This window comes from Mesorhizobium sp. P160187 (assembly GCF_057766425.1).
In genome coordinates, this window is record NZ_JBYMDX010000003.1 from 1 (window position 1) to 18161 (window position 18161).

Annotated in this window: 9 protein-coding genes; 7 read left to right on the forward strand and 2 right to left on the reverse strand. The window is 63.7% G+C overall.

Annotation, left to right across the window (positions count from 1 at the left end; translation table 11 throughout):
• Nucleotides 1–56 precede the first annotated feature (56 nt).
• The 6 genes from AC3CCE_RS03295 to AC3CCE_RS03320 all read left to right on the forward strand — a co-directional run bounded on the left by AC3CCE_RS03295 (nt 57) and on the right by AC3CCE_RS03320 (nt 15761).
• A complete protein-coding gene (locus AC3CCE_RS03295) occupies nt 57–11591 on the forward strand; it encodes an Ig-like domain-containing protein (protein ID WP_488377096.1) in 11535 nt (3844 codons plus the stop codon).
• Nucleotides 11592–11663: 72 nt separating this feature from the next.
• On the forward strand, nt 11664–12032 hold the full coding sequence (locus AC3CCE_RS03300) for a hypothetical protein (RefSeq protein ID WP_352513659.1): 369 nt from the start codon (nt 11664–11666) through the stop codon (nt 12030–12032).
• Between the two features lie 264 nt (nt 12033–12296).
• Complete coding sequence (locus AC3CCE_RS03305) at nt 12297–12824, forward strand: lytic transglycosylase domain-containing protein (RefSeq protein WP_488377158.1); 528 nt, start codon at nt 12297–12299, stop codon at nt 12822–12824.
• A gap of 98 nt (nt 12825–12922) precedes the next feature.
• Nucleotides 12923–14122: a type 1 periplasmic-binding domain-containing protein gene (locus AC3CCE_RS03310; protein WP_352626993.1), complete on the forward strand. Its 1200-nt coding sequence runs from the start codon at nt 12923–12925 to the stop codon at nt 14120–14122.
• A gap of 13 nt (nt 14123–14135) precedes the next feature.
• The gene (locus AC3CCE_RS03315) at nt 14136–14843 is read left to right on the forward strand and encodes a thermonuclease family protein (protein ID WP_352513656.1); all 708 of its coding nucleotides are present in this window, start codon (nt 14136–14138) and stop codon (nt 14841–14843) included.
• A 165-nt stretch (nt 14844–15008) separates the two neighbouring features.
• Nucleotides 15009–15761 carry a GGDEF domain-containing protein gene (locus AC3CCE_RS03320; RefSeq protein WP_352513655.1) on the forward strand — a complete coding sequence of 251 codons (753 nt, stop codon included), beginning with the start codon at nt 15009–15011 and terminating at the stop codon, nt 15759–15761.
• A 319-nt stretch (nt 15762–16080) separates the two neighbouring features.
• Here AC3CCE_RS03320 and AC3CCE_RS03325 read toward each other — a convergent pair whose 3' ends face one another.
• Complete coding sequence (locus AC3CCE_RS03325) at nt 16081–16491, reverse strand: hypothetical protein (protein WP_352513654.1); 411 nt, start codon at nt 16489–16491, stop codon at nt 16081–16083.
• A 670-nt stretch (nt 16492–17161) separates the two neighbouring features.
• Nucleotides 17162–17383, reverse strand: a complete 222-nt coding sequence (locus tag AC3CCE_RS03330) for a hypothetical protein (RefSeq protein ID WP_023744445.1) — start codon at nt 17381–17383, stop codon at nt 17162–17164.
• A 97-nt stretch (nt 17384–17480) separates the two neighbouring features.
• Between AC3CCE_RS03330 and AC3CCE_RS03335 the strand changes: the two genes are divergently transcribed.
• Nucleotides 17481–17741, forward strand: a complete 261-nt coding sequence (locus AC3CCE_RS03335; protein WP_352573804.1) for an SOS response-associated peptidase family protein — start codon at nt 17481–17483, stop codon at nt 17739–17741.
• Nucleotides 17742–18161: the final 420 nt, after the last annotated feature.

Genomic DNA, 18161 nt, shown 5'->3' on the forward strand with positions numbered 1-18161 from the left:
CGGTTGCCGACATCGACAGCATCGGGGCCGGCCTGTTCGGCCCGGCCACCGGCAATGTGCTGGTTGGCGGAACCGATGCCCTCGACGGCAACACGACCGACGGGGTTGCCGATACCAAGGGCGCCGACGGCGCTGCCGTGGTCGGCGTCGTCGCCGGCGACACCAATGCCGCCCTCGACAATACCGCAACACTCGGCGTGCAGATCCAGGGTCTCTACGGCAAGCTGACGCTGGCCGCCGACGGCACCTACACCTATACCCGCGATGCCGGCTCCGCCGGTGGCCATGACGACGTCTTCACCTACACCATCAAGGACGGCGACGGCGACACCTCGCACACCACGCTGACCATCTCGATCGGCAACTCGCCGCCGGTGATCACCGACCTGACGCCGGCCGCCAACGGCGGCGACGTCACCGTCAACGAGGATGACCTCCTGGCCAGCCGCGGCGTTGGCGAATCGGCCGGCTCCGACACCTCGAAGGAAAGCACCACCCAGGGCGGCACCTTCACCATCTCCTCGCCCGACGGCATCGCCTCGCTGACCATCGACGGCCATGCCTTCATCACCAACGGCGTGTTCACCGCCAGCTCCTTCACCACCGCGCTCGGCAATACGCTGAACGTGACCGGCTACAATCCCGCAACTGGCACCGTCAGCTATACCTACACGCTGCTCGACAACGAGGCCCATGCTACCGGCGCCTCCACCAACAGCCTGTTCGAGAACCTTGCCGTCTCGCTCACCGACCAGGACGGCCAGAACGCCACAGGCACGCTGTCCGTCAACATCGTCGATGACGTGCCGACCGCGGTTGCCGACATCGACAGCATCGGGGCCGGCCTGTTCGGCCCGGCCACCGGCAATGTGCTGGTTGGCGGAACCGATGCCCTCGACGGCAACACGACCGACGGGGTTGCCGATACCAAGGGCGCCGACGGCGCTGCCGTGGTCGGCGTCGTCGCCGGCGACACCAATGCCGCCCTCGACAATACCGCAACACTCGGCGTGCAGATCCAGGGTCTCTACGGCAAGCTGACGCTGGCCGCCGACGGCACCTACACCTATACCCGCGATGCCGGCTCCGCCGGTGGCCATGACGACGTCTTCACCTACACCATCAAGGACGGCGACGGCGACACCTCGCACACCACGCTGACCATCTCGATCGGCAACTCGCCGCCGGTGATCACCGACCTGACGCCGGCCGCCAACGGCGGCGACGTCACCGTCAACGAGGATGACCTCCTGGCCAGCCGCGGCGTTGGCGAATCGGCCGGCTCCGACACCTCGAAGGAAAGCACCACCCAGGGCGGCACCTTCACCATCTCCTCGCCCGACGGCATCGCCTCGCTGACCATCGACGGCCATGCCTTCATCACCAACGGCGTGTTCACCGCCAGCTCCTTCACCACCGCGCTCGGCAATACGCTGAACGTGACCGGCTACAATCCCGCAACTGGCACCGTCAGCTATACCTACACGCTGCTCGACAACGAGGCCCATGCTACCGGCGCCTCCACCAACAGCCTGTTCGAGAACCTTGCCGTCTCGCTCACCGACCAGGACGGCCAGAACGCCACAGGCACGCTGTCCGTCAACATCGTCGATGACGTGCCGACCGCGGTTGCCGACATCGACAGCATCGGGGCCGGCCTGTTCGGCCCGGCCACCGGCAATGTGCTGGTTGGCGGAACCGATGCCCTCGACGGCAACACGACCGACGGGGTTGCCGATACCAAGGGCGCCGACGGCGCTGCCGTGGTCGGCGTCGTCGCCGGCGACACCAATGCCGCCCTCGACAATACCGCAACACTCGGCGTGCAGATCCAGGGTCTCTACGGCAAGCTGACGCTGGCCGCCGACGGCACCTACACCTATACCCGCGATGCCGGCTCCGCCGGTGGCCATGACGACGTCTTCACCTACACCATCAAGGACGGCGACGGCGACACCTCGCACACCACGCTGACCATCTCGATCGGCAACTCGCCGCCGGTGATCACCGACCTGACGCCGGCCGCCAACGGCGGCGACGTCACCGTCAACGAGGATGACCTCCTGGCCAGCCGCGGCGTTGGCGAATCGGCCGGCTCCGACACCTCGAAGGAAAGCACCACCCAGGGCGGCACCTTCACCATCTCCTCGCCCGACGGCATCGCCTCGCTGACCATCGACGGCCATGCCTTCATCACCAACGGCGTGTTCACCGCCAGCTCCTTCACCACCGCGCTCGGCAATACGCTGAACGTGACCGGCTACAATCCCGCAACTGGCACCGTCAGCTATACCTACACGCTGCTCGACAACGAGGCCCATGCTACCGGCGCCTCCACCAACAGCCTGTTCGAGAACCTTGCCGTCTCGCTCACCGACCAGGACGGCCAGAACGCCACAGGCACGCTGTCCGTCAACATCGTCGATGACGTGCCGACCGCGGTTGCCGACATCGACAGCATCGGGGCCGGCCTGTTCGGCCCGGCCACCGGCAATGTGCTGGTTGGCGGAACCGATGCCCTCGACGGCAACACGACCGACGGGGTTGCCGATACCAAGGGCGCCGACGGCGCTGCCGTGGTCGGCGTCGTCGCCGGCGACACCAATGCCGCCCTCGACAATACCGCAACACTCGGCGTGCAGATCCAGGGTCTCTACGGCAAGCTGACGCTGGCCGCCGACGGCACCTACACCTATACCCGCGATGCCGGCTCCGCCGGTGGCCATGACGACGTCTTCACCTACACCATCAAGGACGGCGACGGCGACACCTCGCACACCACGCTGACCATCTCGATCGGCAACTCGCCGCCGGTGATCACCGACCTGACGCCGGCCGCCAACGGCGGCGACGTCACCGTCAACGAGGATGACCTCCTGGCCAGCCGCGGCGTTGGCGAATCGGCCGGCTCCGACACCTCGAAGGAAAGCACCACCCAGGGCGGCACCTTCACCATCTCCTCGCCCGACGGCATCGCCTCGCTGACCATCGACGGCCATGCCTTCATCACCAACGGCGTGTTCACCGCCAGCTCCTTCACCACCGCGCTCGGCAATACGCTGAACGTGACCGGCTACAATCCCGCAACTGGCACCGTCAGCTATACCTACACGCTGCTCGACAACGAGGCCCATGCTACCGGCGCCTCCACCAACAGCCTGTTCGAGAACCTTGCCGTCTCGCTCACCGACCAGGACGGCCAGAACGCCACAGGCACGCTGTCCGTCAACATCGTCGATGACGTGCCGACCGCGGTTGCCGACATCGACAGCATCGGGGCCGGCCTGTTCGGCCCGGCCACCGGCAATGTGCTGGTTGGCGGAACCGATGCCCTCGACGGCAACACGACCGACGGGGTTGCCGATACCAAGGGCGCCGACGGCGCTGCCGTGGTCGGCGTCGTCGCCGGCGACACCAATGCCGCCCTCGACAATACCGCAACACTCGGCGTGCAGATCCAGGGTCTCTACGGCAAGCTGACGCTGGCCGCCGACGGCACCTACACCTATACCCGCGATGCCGGCTCCGCCGGTGGCCATGACGACGTCTTCACCTACACCATCAAGGACGGCGACGGCGACACCTCGCACACCACGCTGACCATCTCGATCGGCAACTCGCCGCCGGTGATCACCGACCTGACGCCGGCCGCCAACGGCGGCGACGTCACCGTCAACGAGGATGACCTCCTGGCCAGCCGCGGCGTTGGCGAATCGGCCGGCTCCGACACCTCGAAGGAAAGCACCACCCAGGGCGGCACCTTCACCATCTCCTCGCCCGACGGCATCGCCTCGCTGACCATCGACGGCCATGCCTTCATCACCAACGGCGTGTTCACCGCCAGCTCCTTCACCACCGCGCTCGGCAATACGCTGAACGTGACCGGCTACAATCCCGCAACTGGCACCGTCAGCTATACCTACACGCTGCTCGACAACGAGGCCCATGCTACCGGCGCCTCCACCAACAGCCTGTTCGAGAACCTTGCCGTCTCGCTCACCGACCAGGACGGCCAGAACGCCACAGGCACGCTGTCCGTCAACATCGTCGATGACGTGCCGACCGCGGTTGCCGACATCGACAGCATCGGGGCCGGCCTGTTCGGCCCGGCCACCGGCAATGTGCTGGTTGGCGGAACCGATGCCCTCGACGGCAACACGACCGACGGGGTTGCCGATACCAAGGGCGCCGACGGCGCTGCCGTGGTCGGCGTCGTCGCCGGCGACACCAATGCCGCCCTCGACAATACCGCAACACTCGGCGTGCAGATCCAGGGTCTCTACGGCAAGCTGACGCTGGCCGCCGACGGCACCTACACCTATACCCGCGATGCCGGCTCCGCCGGTGGCCATGACGACGTCTTCACCTACACCATCAAGGACGGCGACGGCGACACCTCGCACACCACGCTGACCATCTCGATCGGCAACTCGCCGCCGGTGATCACCGACCTGACGCCGGCCGCCAACGGCGGCGACGTCACCGTCAACGAGGATGACCTCCTGGCCAGCCGCGGCGTTGGCGAATCGGCCGGCTCCGACACCTCGAAGGAAAGCACCACCCAGGGCGGCACCTTCACCATCTCCTCGCCCGACGGCATCGCCTCGCTGACCATCGACGGCCATGCCTTCATCACCAACGGCGTGTTCACCGCCAGCTCCTTCACCACCGCGCTCGGCAATACGCTGAACGTGACCGGCTACAATCCCGCAACTGGCACCGTCAGCTATACCTACACGCTGCTCGACAACGAGGCCCATGCTACCGGCGCCTCCACCAACAGCCTGTTCGAGAACCTTGCCGTCTCGCTCACCGACCAGGACGGCCAGAACGCCACAGGCACGCTGTCCGTCAACATCGTCGATGACGTGCCGACCGCGGTTGCCGACATCGACAGCATCGGGGCCGGCCTGTTCGGCCCGGCCACCGGCAATGTGCTGGTTGGCGGAACCGATGCCCTCGACGGCAACACGACCGACGGGGTTGCCGATACCAAGGGCGCCGACGGCGCTGCCGTGGTCGGCGTCGTCGCCGGCGACACCAATGCCGCCCTCGACAATACCGCAACACTCGGCGTGCAGATCCAGGGTCTCTACGGCAAGCTGACGCTGGCCGCCGACGGCACCTACACCTATACCCGCGATGCCGGCTCCGCCGGTGGCCATGACGACGTCTTCACCTACACCATCAAGGACGGCGACGGCGACACCTCGCACACCACGCTGACCATCTCGATCGGCAACTCGCCGCCGGTGATCACCGACCTGACGCCGGCCGCCAACGGCGGCGACGTCACCGTCAACGAGGATGACCTCCTGGCCAGCCGCGGCGTTGGCGAATCGGCCGGCTCCGACACCTCGAAGGAAAGCACCACCCAGGGCGGCACCTTCACCATCTCCTCGCCCGACGGCATCGCCTCGCTGACCATCGACGGCCATGCCTTCATCACCAACGGCGTGTTCACCGCCAGCTCCTTCACCACCGCGCTCGGCAATACGCTGAACGTGACCGGCTACAATCCCGCAACTGGCACCGTCAGCTATACCTACACGCTGCTCGACAACGAGGCCCATGCTACCGGCGCCTCCACCAACAGCCTGTTCGAGAACCTTGCCGTCTCGCTCACCGACCAGGACGGCCAGAACGCCACAGGCACGCTGTCCGTCAACATCGTCGATGACGTGCCGACCGCGGTTGCCGACATCGACAGCATCGGGGCCGGCCTGTTCGGCCCGGCCACCGGCAATGTGCTGGTTGGCGGAACCGATGCCCTCGACGGCAACACGACCGACGGGGTTGCCGATACCAAGGGCGCCGACGGCGCTGCCGTGGTCGGCGTCGTCGCCGGCGACACCAATGCCGCCCTCGACAATACCGCAACACTCGGCGTGCAGATCCAGGGTCTCTACGGCAAGCTGACGCTGGCCGCCGACGGCACCTACACCTATACCCGCGATGCCGGCTCCGCCGGTGGCCATGACGACGTCTTCACCTACACCATCAAGGACGGCGACGGCGACACCTCGCACACCACGCTGACCATCTCGATCGGCAACTCGCCGCCGGTGATCACCGACCTGACGCCGGCCGCCAACGGCGGCGACGTCACCGTCAACGAGGATGACCTCCTGGCCAGCCGCGGCGTTGGCGAATCGGCCGGCTCCGACACCTCGAAGGAAAGCACCACCCAGGGCGGCACCTTCACCATCTCCTCGCCCGACGGCATCGCCTCGCTGACCATCGACGGCCATGCCTTCATCACCAACGGCGTGTTCACCGCCAGCTCCTTCACCACCGCGCTCGGCAATACGCTGAACGTGACCGGCTACAATCCCGCAACTGGCACCGTCAGCTATACCTACACGCTGCTCGACAACGAGGCCCATGCTACCGGCGCCTCCACCAACAGCCTGTTCGAGAACCTTGCCGTCTCGCTCACCGACCAGGACGGCCAGAACGCCACAGGCACGCTGTCCGTCAACATCGTCGATGACGTGCCGACCGCGGTTGCCGACATCGACAGCATCGGGGCCGGCCTGTTCGGCCCGGCCACCGGCAATGTGCTGGTTGGCGGAACCGATGCCCTCGACGGCAACACGACCGACGGGGTTGCCGATACCAAGGGCGCCGACGGCGCTGCCGTGGTCGGCGTCGTCGCCGGCGACACCAATGCCGCCCTCGACAATACCGCAACACTCGGCGTGCAGATCCAGGGTCTCTACGGCAAGCTGACGCTGGCCGCCGACGGCACCTACACCTATACCCGCGATGCCGGCTCCGCCGGTGGCCATGACGACGTCTTCACCTACACCATCAAGGACGGCGACGGCGACACCTCGCACACCACGCTGACCATCTCGATCGGCAACTCGCCGCCGGTGATCACCGACCTGACGCCGGCCGCCAACGGCGGCGACGTCACCGTCAACGAGGATGACCTCCTGGCCAGCCGCGGCGTTGGCGAATCGGCCGGCTCCGACACCTCGAAGGAAAGCACCACCCAGGGCGGCACCTTCACCATCTCCTCGCCCGACGGCATCGCCTCGCTGACCATCGACGGCCATGCCTTCATCACCAACGGCGTGTTCACCGCCAGCTCCTTCACCACCGCGCTCGGCAATACGCTGAACGTGACCGGCTACAATCCCGCAACTGGCACCGTCAGCTATACCTACACGCTGCTCGACAACGAGGCCCATGCTACCGGCGCCTCCACCAACAGCCTGTTCGAGAACCTTGCCGTCTCGCTCACTGACCAGGACGGCCAGAACGCCACAGGCACGCTGTCCGTCAACATCGTCGATGACGTGCCGACCGCGGTTGCCGACATCGACAGCATCGGGGCCGGCCTGTTCGGCCCGGCCACCGGCAATGTGCTGGTTGGCGGAACCGATGCCCTCGACGGCAACACGACCGACGGGGTTGCCGATACCAAGGGCGCCGACGGCGCTGCCGTGGTCGGCGTCGTCGCCGGCGACACCAATGCCGCCCTCGACAATACCGCAACACTCGGCGTGCAGATCCAGGGTCTCTACGGCAAGCTGACGCTGGCCGCCGACGGCACCTACACCTATACCCGCGATGCCGGCTCCGCCGGTGGCCATGACGACGTCTTCACCTACACCATCAAGGACGGCGACGGCGACACCTCGCACACCACGCTGACCATCTCGATCGGCAACTCGCCGCCGGTGATCACCGACCTGACGCCGGCCGCCAACGGCGGCGACGTCACCGTCAACGAGGATGACCTCCTGGCCAGCCGCGGCGTTGGCGAATCGGCCGGCTCCGACACCTCGAAGGAAAGCACCACCCAGGGCGGCACCTTCACCATCTCCTCGCCCGACGGCATCGCCTCGCTGACCATCGACGGCCATGCCTTCATCACCAACGGCGTGTTCACCGCCAGCTCCTTCACCACCGCGCTCGGCAATACGCTGAACGTGACCGGCTACAATCCCGCAACTGGCACCGTCAGCTATACCTACACGCTGCTCGACAACGAGGCCCATGCTACCGGCGCCTCCACCAACAGCCTGTTCGAGAACCTTGCCGTCTCGCTCACCGACCAGGACGGCCAGAACGCCACAGGCACGCTGTCCGTCAACATCGTCGATGACGTGCCGACCGCGGTTGCCGACATCGACAGCATCGGGGCCGGCCTGTTCGGCCCGGCCACCGGCAATGTGCTGGTTGGCGGAACCGATGCCCTCGACGGCAACACGACCGACGGGGTTGCCGATACCAAGGGCGCCGACGGCGCTGCCGTGGTCGGCGTCGTCGCCGGCGACACCAATGCCGCCCTCGACAATACCGCAACACTCGGCGTGCAGATCCAGGGTCTCTACGGCAAGCTGACGCTGGCCGCCGACGGCACCTACACCTATACCCGCGATGCCGGCTCCGCCGGTGGCCATGACGACGTCTTCACCTACACCATCAAGGACGGCGACGGCGACACCTCGCACACCACGCTGACCATCTCGATCGGCAACTCGCCGCCGGTGATCACCGACCTGACGCCGGCCGCCAACGGCGGCGACGTCACCGTCAACGAGGATGACCTCCTGGCCAGCCGCGGCGTTGGCGAATCGGCCGGCTCCGACACCTCGAAGGAAAGCACCACCCAGGGCGGCACCTTCACCATCTCCTCGCCCGACGGCATCGCCTCGCTGACCATCGACGGCCATGCCTTCATCACCAACGGCGTGTTCACCGCCAGCTCCTTCACCACCGCGCTCGGCAATACGCTGAACGTGACCGGCTACAATCCCGCAACTGGCACCGTCAGCTATACCTACACGCTGCTCGACAACGAGGCCCATGCTACCGGCGCCTCCACCAACAGCCTGTTCGAGAACCTTGCCGTCTCGCTCACCGACCAGGACGGCCAGAACGCCACAGGCACGCTGTCCGTCAACATCGTCGATGACGTGCCGACCGCGGTTGCCGACATCGACAGCATCGGGGCCGGCCTGTTCGGCCCGGCCACCGGCAATGTGCTGGTTGGCGGAACCGATGCCCTCGACGGCAACACGACCGACGGGGTTGCCGATACCAAGGGCGCCGACGGCGCTGCCGTGGTCGGCGTCGTCGCCGGCGACACCAATGCCGCCCTCGACAATACCGCAACACTCGGCGTGCAGATCCAGGGTCTCTACGGCAAGCTGACGCTGGCCGCCGACGGCACCTACACCTATACCCGCGATGCCGGCTCCGCCGGTGGCCATGACGACGTCTTCACCTACACCATCAAGGACGGCGACGGCGACACCTCGCACACCACGCTGACCATCTCGATCGGCAACTCGCCGCCGGTGATCACCGACCTGACGCCGGCCGCCAACGGCGGCGACGTCACCGTCAACGAGGATGACCTCCTGGCCAGCCGCGGCGTTGGCGAATCGGCCGGCTCCGACACCTCGAAGGAAAGCACCACCCAGGGCGGCACCTTCACCATCTCCTCGCCCGACGGCATCGCCTCGCTGACCATCGACGGCCATGCCTTCATCACCAACGGCGTGTTCACCGCCAGCTCCTTCACCACCGCGCTCGGCAATACGCTGAACGTGACCGGCTACAATCCCGCAACTGGCACCGTCAGCTATACCTACACGCTGCTCGACAACGAGGCCCATGCTACCGGCGCCTCCACCAACAGCCTGTTCGAGAACCTTGCCGTCTCGCTCACCGACCAGGACGGCCAGAACGCCACAGGCACGCTGTCCGTCAACATCGTCGATGACGTGCCGACATTGGGAACCGTGCAAAGCCAGCAGGCAAGCACCGATACGTCGCAAACGCCGGCCGTTGGAACACTCCACTTCGTCGCCGGCGCCGACGGCGCCGGGGCCACCATGACGATCACTGCCAACACAACAGGCATCACTTCGGCCGGCCACAACCTCATCACGGAGCAGTCCGGCAGCGTGTTGACCGCCTATGCCGACAACAACAACAACGGAAGCCATGATGCAGGCGACACGGCGGTCTTTACCATCACCGTCACTCCGAATGCCGGTACGTCGGGGCAGTACACGTTCGACCTTTTGGCACCTTTGGACGGCACTGTCAGTAATGTCTCCGTTGCATCGAGCGGCGCCTTCGGCTCCGGCCCCAGCAATTCCATCGTGGTGACGGCGGGCGGTCAGAATGTCGTGATGGTGACCGGATGGGCGCCAACGGATGCCGGCGGCTCCTTCACCTCACCACACGAGACGGCATGGCTGGCCGGCGGCATGCCATCGTTGACACAAACAAGCAACGTCAACGGTTCGTCAGCAGGTTGGGGCCTCGGCAACAACAATTTCGACGGAGGCGAGTTCATGCGTTTCGATTTCGGGACGCCGGACGACTATGACGGCCCGGGCGGCTATACGGCTCCGGCCATCACCCTCGCGACTGTTAGCTATGCCAAGTTTTCGTTCGATGCGGTTACCGCCGGCGACAAGATCGAGTTCGTCGCCCACTACACCAACGGAACCACGGCTTCCTTCACTCCGGCGGTCGGTGCGACGTTGCTGACGATCACATCGCCTGCCGGAACGCAGATCGCATGGGTCGACGCCTATGAGTCGTCGGGCAAGACCAAGCTGAACCTGACGGATGTCGGGGTCACGAGCACCACGGTCGACCATACAATTCCGGTCGCGTTGCAACTCACGGATGGCGACGGGGACACAACAACGACGGCGAATTTCACTGTCCACGTGGCGGCCGGACTGATACCTTTTGCCATTGCCGCTCCGGTCGTACTCGACCTCAACCATGATGGAATCCACACCACCGATCTGACGCACTCCACCGTTTCGTTCGACTACAACGGCGATGGCGTCGCTTCGAAAACCGCCTGGGTCGATACGCATGACGGTATCCTGGCGATCGATCTCAATGGCGACGGCAAGGTGAACAACGGTTCGGAGATCGTGTTCACCCAACATGCCGCCGGCGCTGCGACCGACCTTGCCGCGCTCGAGCAGCTCTATGACACAAATCATGATGGCAAGCTGACTGCCGCCGACCACGACTTTGCGCAATTTGGTGTCTGGCAAGATGCCAACGGCAACGGCGTGTCGGATTCGGGCGAGTTCAAATCTCTGGCCGCCTTGGGTATCGTCGAGATCGGCCTCGATAGCAACAATCAGCACTCGGTTTCGGCGGACGGCTCGGTCTTGACCTATGGCGAAGCCACCTTCACGACCGCCGACGGTCAGATAGCCGCGGTCGGCGACATCGGCTTCGGCAACTACGATAACGCTAGCTCCGGAAGCACGGCCGCCATCGCCGGCACTTCGGGAGCCGACACGTTCAAGATCGACAATCTAAACATCAAGGATCTGATCGCCGACTACCATGCCGGTGAAGGGGACAAGATCGACTTGAGCGCGTTGTTCGACAAGGCGCCGGCCGGCAACATGGCCGACTATGTGCATTACGACACCGCGACCAGCACCGTGAGCGTCGATACCAGCGGCTCGGGCAACGCGGCCAACTTCGTGGATGTCGCCGTTCTGCAGAATGCGCCTGCCACCGGCACGATCAACATCCTCTACGACGACACACAACATCAACAGCACACGGCCACGATTTAGCACTTATGCGTGGCCGTACTCTCATGCTACATATTAGCGAAACATAAAACCGCAGTTTGGAGAGGGACTTAAATGAAGCGTTGTGCAAGATTGCTGGCTTCGGCCGCGGCGCTGCTGTTGGCTGGATCGACTGGCTTCGCCGCCGACATCATCGAAGGGCCGGTGGCCGACTATTGCCGGACCGTCGGCACATCGAACCTGGTCCTGACCGACAACATCGTCGATCTAAAGTCCGAGGTGGTGAAGCTGATGGACGAGTCGGTGGCCGTCGCCAACAGCTCGGAATGGATCAATTCTTCGCGCCCCGCCTTCATCTGGGCGTCGGAAGCCAAGGTCGCCTGCGGCATGGCCTATGGCTACCTCAAGACGAACTACAAGGACGAAGACACCCTCAACAAGTGCGAATGCTTCCACGACCGCATGGTCGAGTACATGAACTGACCGGAAGGGATCCGGCAGTGCCGGTTGGCTGACCCGATGGTCGGCGGACGATTGACGAGGGCGATCGCCGGAGCGATCGCATTGACCGGTTTTGGCCAGCTTGCCACGCAAGCCCGCGCCAACTGGCTGGAACGACCTAGCCTGGAGAGACCAGCACCGTTCGGCTTGAGGCGGCCGGTTCGCTGCGACGCCGCCTCCGAATGGACTCGCGCGACATTCAAGGCGTTTGCGACATGCCAGGCATCGCTCTACGGCTTGGAACCGGTGCTGGCGCACGCGGTGATGGAGATCGAAAGCGGGTTCGATCCCGATGTGCACGGCGCCAATGGTGAGGTCGGGTTGATGCAGGTAATGCCCGCGACGGCCCGAATGCTGGGCTTTCGTGGCTCGCTCGACGAGCTTGGCGCGCCGGCGACCAACATCGCGCTCGGCGTCAGATATCTGGCGCAGGCAAACAGCCTTGCCGCAGGCGATCTCTGCACCACCGTCATGAAGTATCGTGCCGGGCACGGTGAAACCCGGTTCTCCGAACTTTCGGTCCGCTACTGCCGGCGTGCGCGTGCAATCCTGGCGAGAGAAGGTTTTGCGGTGGCCGGGCCATTGCCGGTGGCGACGTTCGGATTCTCCGCATTCCCGACAGCAGGAGACGATGGTGCCCCTGCCCCGGCGAGGCGGATTTGTGTGCGCCGACTGTTCGTGCCGGGCCCGCGATACATGAAATGCGCGGACTATCGAAGCGCCGGGCAAGCGAGAATGATCAAGGCGCTCCGGGCAAGACTTTTCGACGGCTGAGCCATAATCCAGCAATTGCAAAGAAGGCGAGGCAAGTCTGCCGTAAGATGAACGGATGAGACCGGGACAAATACCCGGCGGGATATGAGGGAGGCATCATGGATTCTGGCCGGCAGCGACACGGTTCGTGGACGTGGGCGATCGTCTTTGCGTTCGCGGGCATGGTGTCGGGCTGCCAGTCGAAAGGCAGCGTCTCGGACGCGCTCGATCCGGCGGCGATCGCCGCACCCGGAGCGCCGGCCGCCGGCGCTGTTGCCGGTCCCGCCCAGGCGACGCAATCGCTCGGCACGGGATCGACGAAGGTCACGATGCTGCTGCCTTTGTCGGCCCCGGGCAACGCCGGCGAAAACGGCAGGAAGATGCTCGATGCGACCAAGCTGGCGATGGCCGACCTTGGAAATGTCCTGCTCACGATTACGGTCGAGGACACCAAGGGCGACAGCGCGCACGCCAGCGAATTGGCTGTGAAGGCGATCACCACTGGAACCAAGATCGTCATCGGCCCGGTCGAACTCGCGGCCGCGCAGCACATAGCCAAGCTGTCGGGATCGAAGCGACCGCCGGTGCTGGCGTTGGCCGACAATTTCGCTGGCGGCCCGGGCGTCTATGCGGTGCGCCTCAACGAGGCCGACAGCGCGGCCGCGGGCGCAGCCGGCCTGGCGGCCAAAGGCAGCAAGAAGTTCGTGTTGCTCGTTGCGGCGGGCGCGAATGCCAGCGTGGTTGAAAAGCGGGTCGCCAACAGTCTCAGCATCTATGGCGCGACGCTCGCCGTCACCGTTCCGTATCGGGCCGGCGATGGCGGCACCAAAGTGGTCAATGATGTGGGCTCGCTGGTCGAGGCTCCCGATGCCATCATCATCGCCAGTGGCGACGACAATCCGGCGCCGATCCTTGCGGCGCTCAAAACGAAAGGCATTCCTGGAAAAGCAATTGCCGTCGTTGGAACCAACCGCTGGCTGGAACATCCGATGGAGCCGCTGTTTGAAGGCTCCTACATCGCCACGCTCGACCCAACGGAAACCGGCCCGATCGCCGACCGCTTCAAGACGACCTACAATTATCCAGCCGACGCCAATGTCGCCTACGCCTATGATATGGTCGCCCTGACAGCAGGAATTGCAAGTTCGGCCGGGCCTGACGGCTTCAGCAAGCAGGTGCTCGAAAATCGGAGCGGATTTCGCGGATCGACCGGCCTGTTCCGGTTTCGGGCGGATGGCTCCAGTGAGCGATCCATGCCCTTCTATCAGGTTCAAAAAGGTGCACTCAAGCTGGTCGCCAAATCGACATCGGGGTATTGAGGGGCAAGGAACCTTGCTTGAGTTGATGGGCTGGCTGAGGCACAATCGCTTGATAGCGCTCGGAAGCCTGCTCCTCCTGGCCGGGGTCTTGTTGATCATCCGGGCCGCAGATCTGCTTCCGAACAATCGGCCGGCGCCACGTCAATCCATCGATCATAGCCAGGCAATGCGACCACCTCCGAGCGCCGCCAATACGCCATGGCGAGGACGGGCACGCAAGATTGCTCAGGACCTTATCGCGCCGCCACAGCTTGATCCGGCGCAAATCGAACGGGTCGAGCCGCGCCCGCCGCTCAGCGACCTTGGTCTGGCTTCGCCTGCAGGGATGCGGATGCCAAAGGATTGGAAAGAGGTCCTGCTGTACCAACCGGTTGCCACCTCGTCGGCAACCTTCGAATCGATGGGGCGCAAGGTAGCCATCAGCGGGATCCAAGGCATTGACCTGGATGAGACCTGTTCGTTTCGTGGCATCGCCTGGCCTTGCGGCCAGCGTGCGCGCGCGACGTTCAATTCCTGGCTGCGCGGCCGGGCGCTGAAATGCGTCGTGCCGCCGGAAATCGATCGTTTTGCCATTGCGGCACCGTGCAGCTTGGGCAAGCAGGATGTCGGCGCCTGGCTTGTTTCCAATGGCTGGGCGACGGCCCTGGCGAGTGGCATCTACGGCAAGGCGGAGGCAGTGGCCAGAGACGCGCAGATGGGGATATTCGGCCCGCCGCAATAGCCGATAATTCGGTGTCGTCCCTTTTACCGCCGTAGCCTTGCTTTTGAAGGCCTGATTTCGGGCCGATGGTAGGTGATTGCGCCATTACTAAAATTGTATGTTTCCTCGAAACTGAAAGTGCAGCACCTTGGCCTTATGACAGCCGATCAGGCGGGAGATTGGCTAATGATGACACCAATGGCGAATAGCTCGCCCCGGCAATGGAAAGATATCGCATGGCTGACTGCCCTGGGATCGGCGGGAATTCTGCTCCTCTCGGTTGGCCTCAACTATCTGCTTCTGTTTTCGGAAGTCTTGACGCCGTTTGGCCGCAGCATGGTCACAGCGATCCTGTTGCCGGTCATGGTCGGTGGCCCGCTTTTGCTGTTCATTGGCCTGCAGCGGACCGAGCTCGTCCGTTATCGAAGAGAACTCAACAAGTCGGCGACCTTTGACAGCCTGACAGGCTGCCTCAACCGGACGGTCTTCACTTCGATGGTCGAAAGGAGAGCAACCAGGCCAAAATCGTCTGGTCCAAGATCTGGCGCCTTCCTGGTCATTCATCCCGAACACATCAGGTCCATCAATCTGCGCTTCGGCCTTGGCTGGGGTGACGAAGCCTTGCGGCTCATAGCCTCGACCATCCAGTCATCGGTACGCAAGGAAGATCTGGTGGGCCGGATCGGAACCTCCATGTTCGGGGTCTTTCTGCCCGGTGCGACAGAAGACGACGCCAGGGAGATCGGCGAGCGTATCCGGGCGCGCGTGGCCCAAGCCTATTTCGCGCCAAAAGGAACCGCGGACACGCTGACCATCAGCGTCGGCGGCGTGGTGTTTGAAAACGAGTTGGAATTCGAGGACATGTTCCGATCGGCGGAATCGCTGTTATCCGGCGTGGAGCACCAGCCTGGACTTCAACTGTCGCACCTCCACAACTAGCTGAGACGACTCGTTGCCGGAGGAACACCGCCGCAAATATGTCTTGCCGCACGGCTGCGACAGCGATCATCTTGCCCTTGTTGCCAAACCGGACGATTGACCCATGGGGCGGTTTCAACCCGTGGGAGGTCTGGCTCCTGACGGTGCTGATGGCATCGGCCGCGCATCGCTGGCAGTATTGCCGGACCGATCAAGTTCTGGTTGCCGCTGGTTGCAGCAACCTTGATCGCCTTGATGGCCGGCTATGGGACCATGCTCCTGCCGCCGAACTCCTGACAGGTCGAGACACCCGCCGCGCGAGTAGCATCAGGTTCGGCGCTCAGGGCACGAGCGACAAAGCTTGAGGGCGCACAGATAGCAGCTGGATCCCCACGGCTCTCTCTTCATCCGTGGGGATCACAAGCACGTCGACGTCGGAACCAGCAAGGCTGATGACCTCGTCGCCTCGTCCATTCAGCTTGTGGTCGATATTAACCGCAAGCCAGCCGGCCACAGCCCCGGCCCTCTCTCGAATATATGGCGCGTTTTGGCCTATGCCTGCCTTGAACACCAGCGTGTCCAGTCCGCCTATCGCAGCGGCCAGCGACCCGATCTCGCGTGCGATACGATAGACGAAGAGATCGACTGCTTCGGCGGCAAGAGGATCATCGGAGTCGATTAGCGTCCGCATATCACCGGATATCCCTGACACTCCGAGCAGGCCGGATTGCTCGTAGAGAAGGGTGACCAATTGTCCGTCTGCAGCTTCCGGTCATTCAAACTTTGAGAATTAAGCGTAGTCCATTGATGTAGTAAGTTTGCAGGCCCGGAGGGTCAGCGTTTTCTACAGGAAATCAGTACGTTAGTGGATGGTTCGCCAAGCCGTTTCTCTCGTATTATCTCGTATGGTCTGGCGAACCAAAGGACCAAGAAGACAACTAGTTCCATGCGAGCTGCATTTGACCATGGTAGTATGAGCGCGGCCGCGTTTGGCCGGAAGTTGACTGGCCGCTTCTGGCGCAAAACGATAACGGACGTTTAACCTGGTCTGGTTCAAGCACCGTTGTCGGGTTCAAATCGCGTGACCACCCCAATGGTACTCCAGTATGGCGCTTCGGAACCTCCAGGTTGCGGGGCCTTGTGATCGCAAGTAAACAGTCGCGGAATTTGGTCACACGAAATGGCCAATGACCGGTTTCGAACGTCCGCAATTCGTGGCGTCAACGATATATTGCACACCGACGGGACTTTCTGACCGATGCCGGCCTGCTCGCCTGGAGGCTGGCGAGGAGCGGCCCGGGGAGTCTCTGGGCCGGCGTCGGTCACCGCTGGCATTACGCTGTTGCCGGCGGAAGCTGACAGTCATTGTGATGAGGGCAATTTGCCCACCATCGTCGTCGAACTGCGCGGCCGTGAATGACCTACTGCATTCCGCGGAGGGAATTCACGTCGGCGCAGAACTCGGCGTAGGGCTTGCTCATTGCCGCGTCATTGCATTCGCGCATGATCATTTCGCGCATGGCCTTAGGCTTGGCCATGAAGACCGCCTTGAACTCGGGCATGGACTTCAGTGTCTTCATCGAGGCATCGGTGTAGAATGGCACGATATTGTCGACGACATCAACCGCGCCGGCAACTGCCATGCTCCCTAGATTGCCGGCCGAGCACCCGCCGCGTGAACGTGCTGCTCAGGGAGAACAATAGCGAACGCGCTCATTGCCTCTCCCTTCGCTGCGCGCTTTGCCCCAGCCCGGCCACGCGCCTTTCTCGTTCGCCGGGCTTTGGGCTTACAATTCCAATCTCGACATAACCAGCTGCACCATCATCACAGAGCCTGCCGCAGAACCGATGAAGCAGTTGCATGATCAACAGCCTGTCATTCTCTACCAGGCATACTATGACGCCTGGCTGGACCCGGGGACCAAAGGACCAGCCTCAAGGACATTCTCAGCCACGACATCGACGGTCAGCTGCAGTTCAACCGCGTTGGACGTGAGGTGAACACGAGCGCCGTCAACAAATTTCCCAACGACCATCCCGGCCTGGTCGGGCGGAGCCGGCGACTTTTTCTGTTCGCCGAAATCGTCAAGCACGCCCCTGCTGGGGCGAAGCTTTCTAAAGCAGCTCCGACCACATATTTTAGGAGGGCGGGATGACAGAGCGTGAGCAAGAGATCGTCGCGAATGCATGGGCACTGGCTACGGGCGCACAACAAATCCTAGAGGCCCTTCTCATCATGCTGAAAAAGTCGGGAACGTCGCGCGACCTTCGATTGCCGGGTAGTGGACCATCAGTTAAGGGTCCGTAGCTAGAGCGTGATAAAGCAGCAAACACACTATCATAGAAACGGCGCTCTGCCTAGCAGCTGGTCTGCCGTCAGGCCGGAAAATAGACAAGATGAAACGCCACCAACGCTCTACC

Bases quoted from the DNA above. Each gene is read 5' to 3' on its own strand.
- AC3CCE_RS03320 (WP_352513655.1), top strand. From the start codon at position 15,009: ATGATGACACCAATGGCGAATAGCTCGCCCCGGCAATGGAAAGATATC.
- AC3CCE_RS03300 (WP_352513659.1), top strand. From the start codon at position 11,664: ATGAAGCGTTGTGCAAGATTGCTGGCTTCGGCCGCGGCGCTGCTGTTG.
- AC3CCE_RS03330 (WP_023744445.1), bottom strand. From the start codon at position 17,383: ATGGCAGTTGCCGGCGCGGTTGATGTCGTCGACAATATCGTGCCATTC.
- AC3CCE_RS03310 (WP_352626993.1), top strand. From the start codon at position 12,923: ATGGATTCTGGCCGGCAGCGACACGGTTCGTGGACGTGGGCGATCGTC.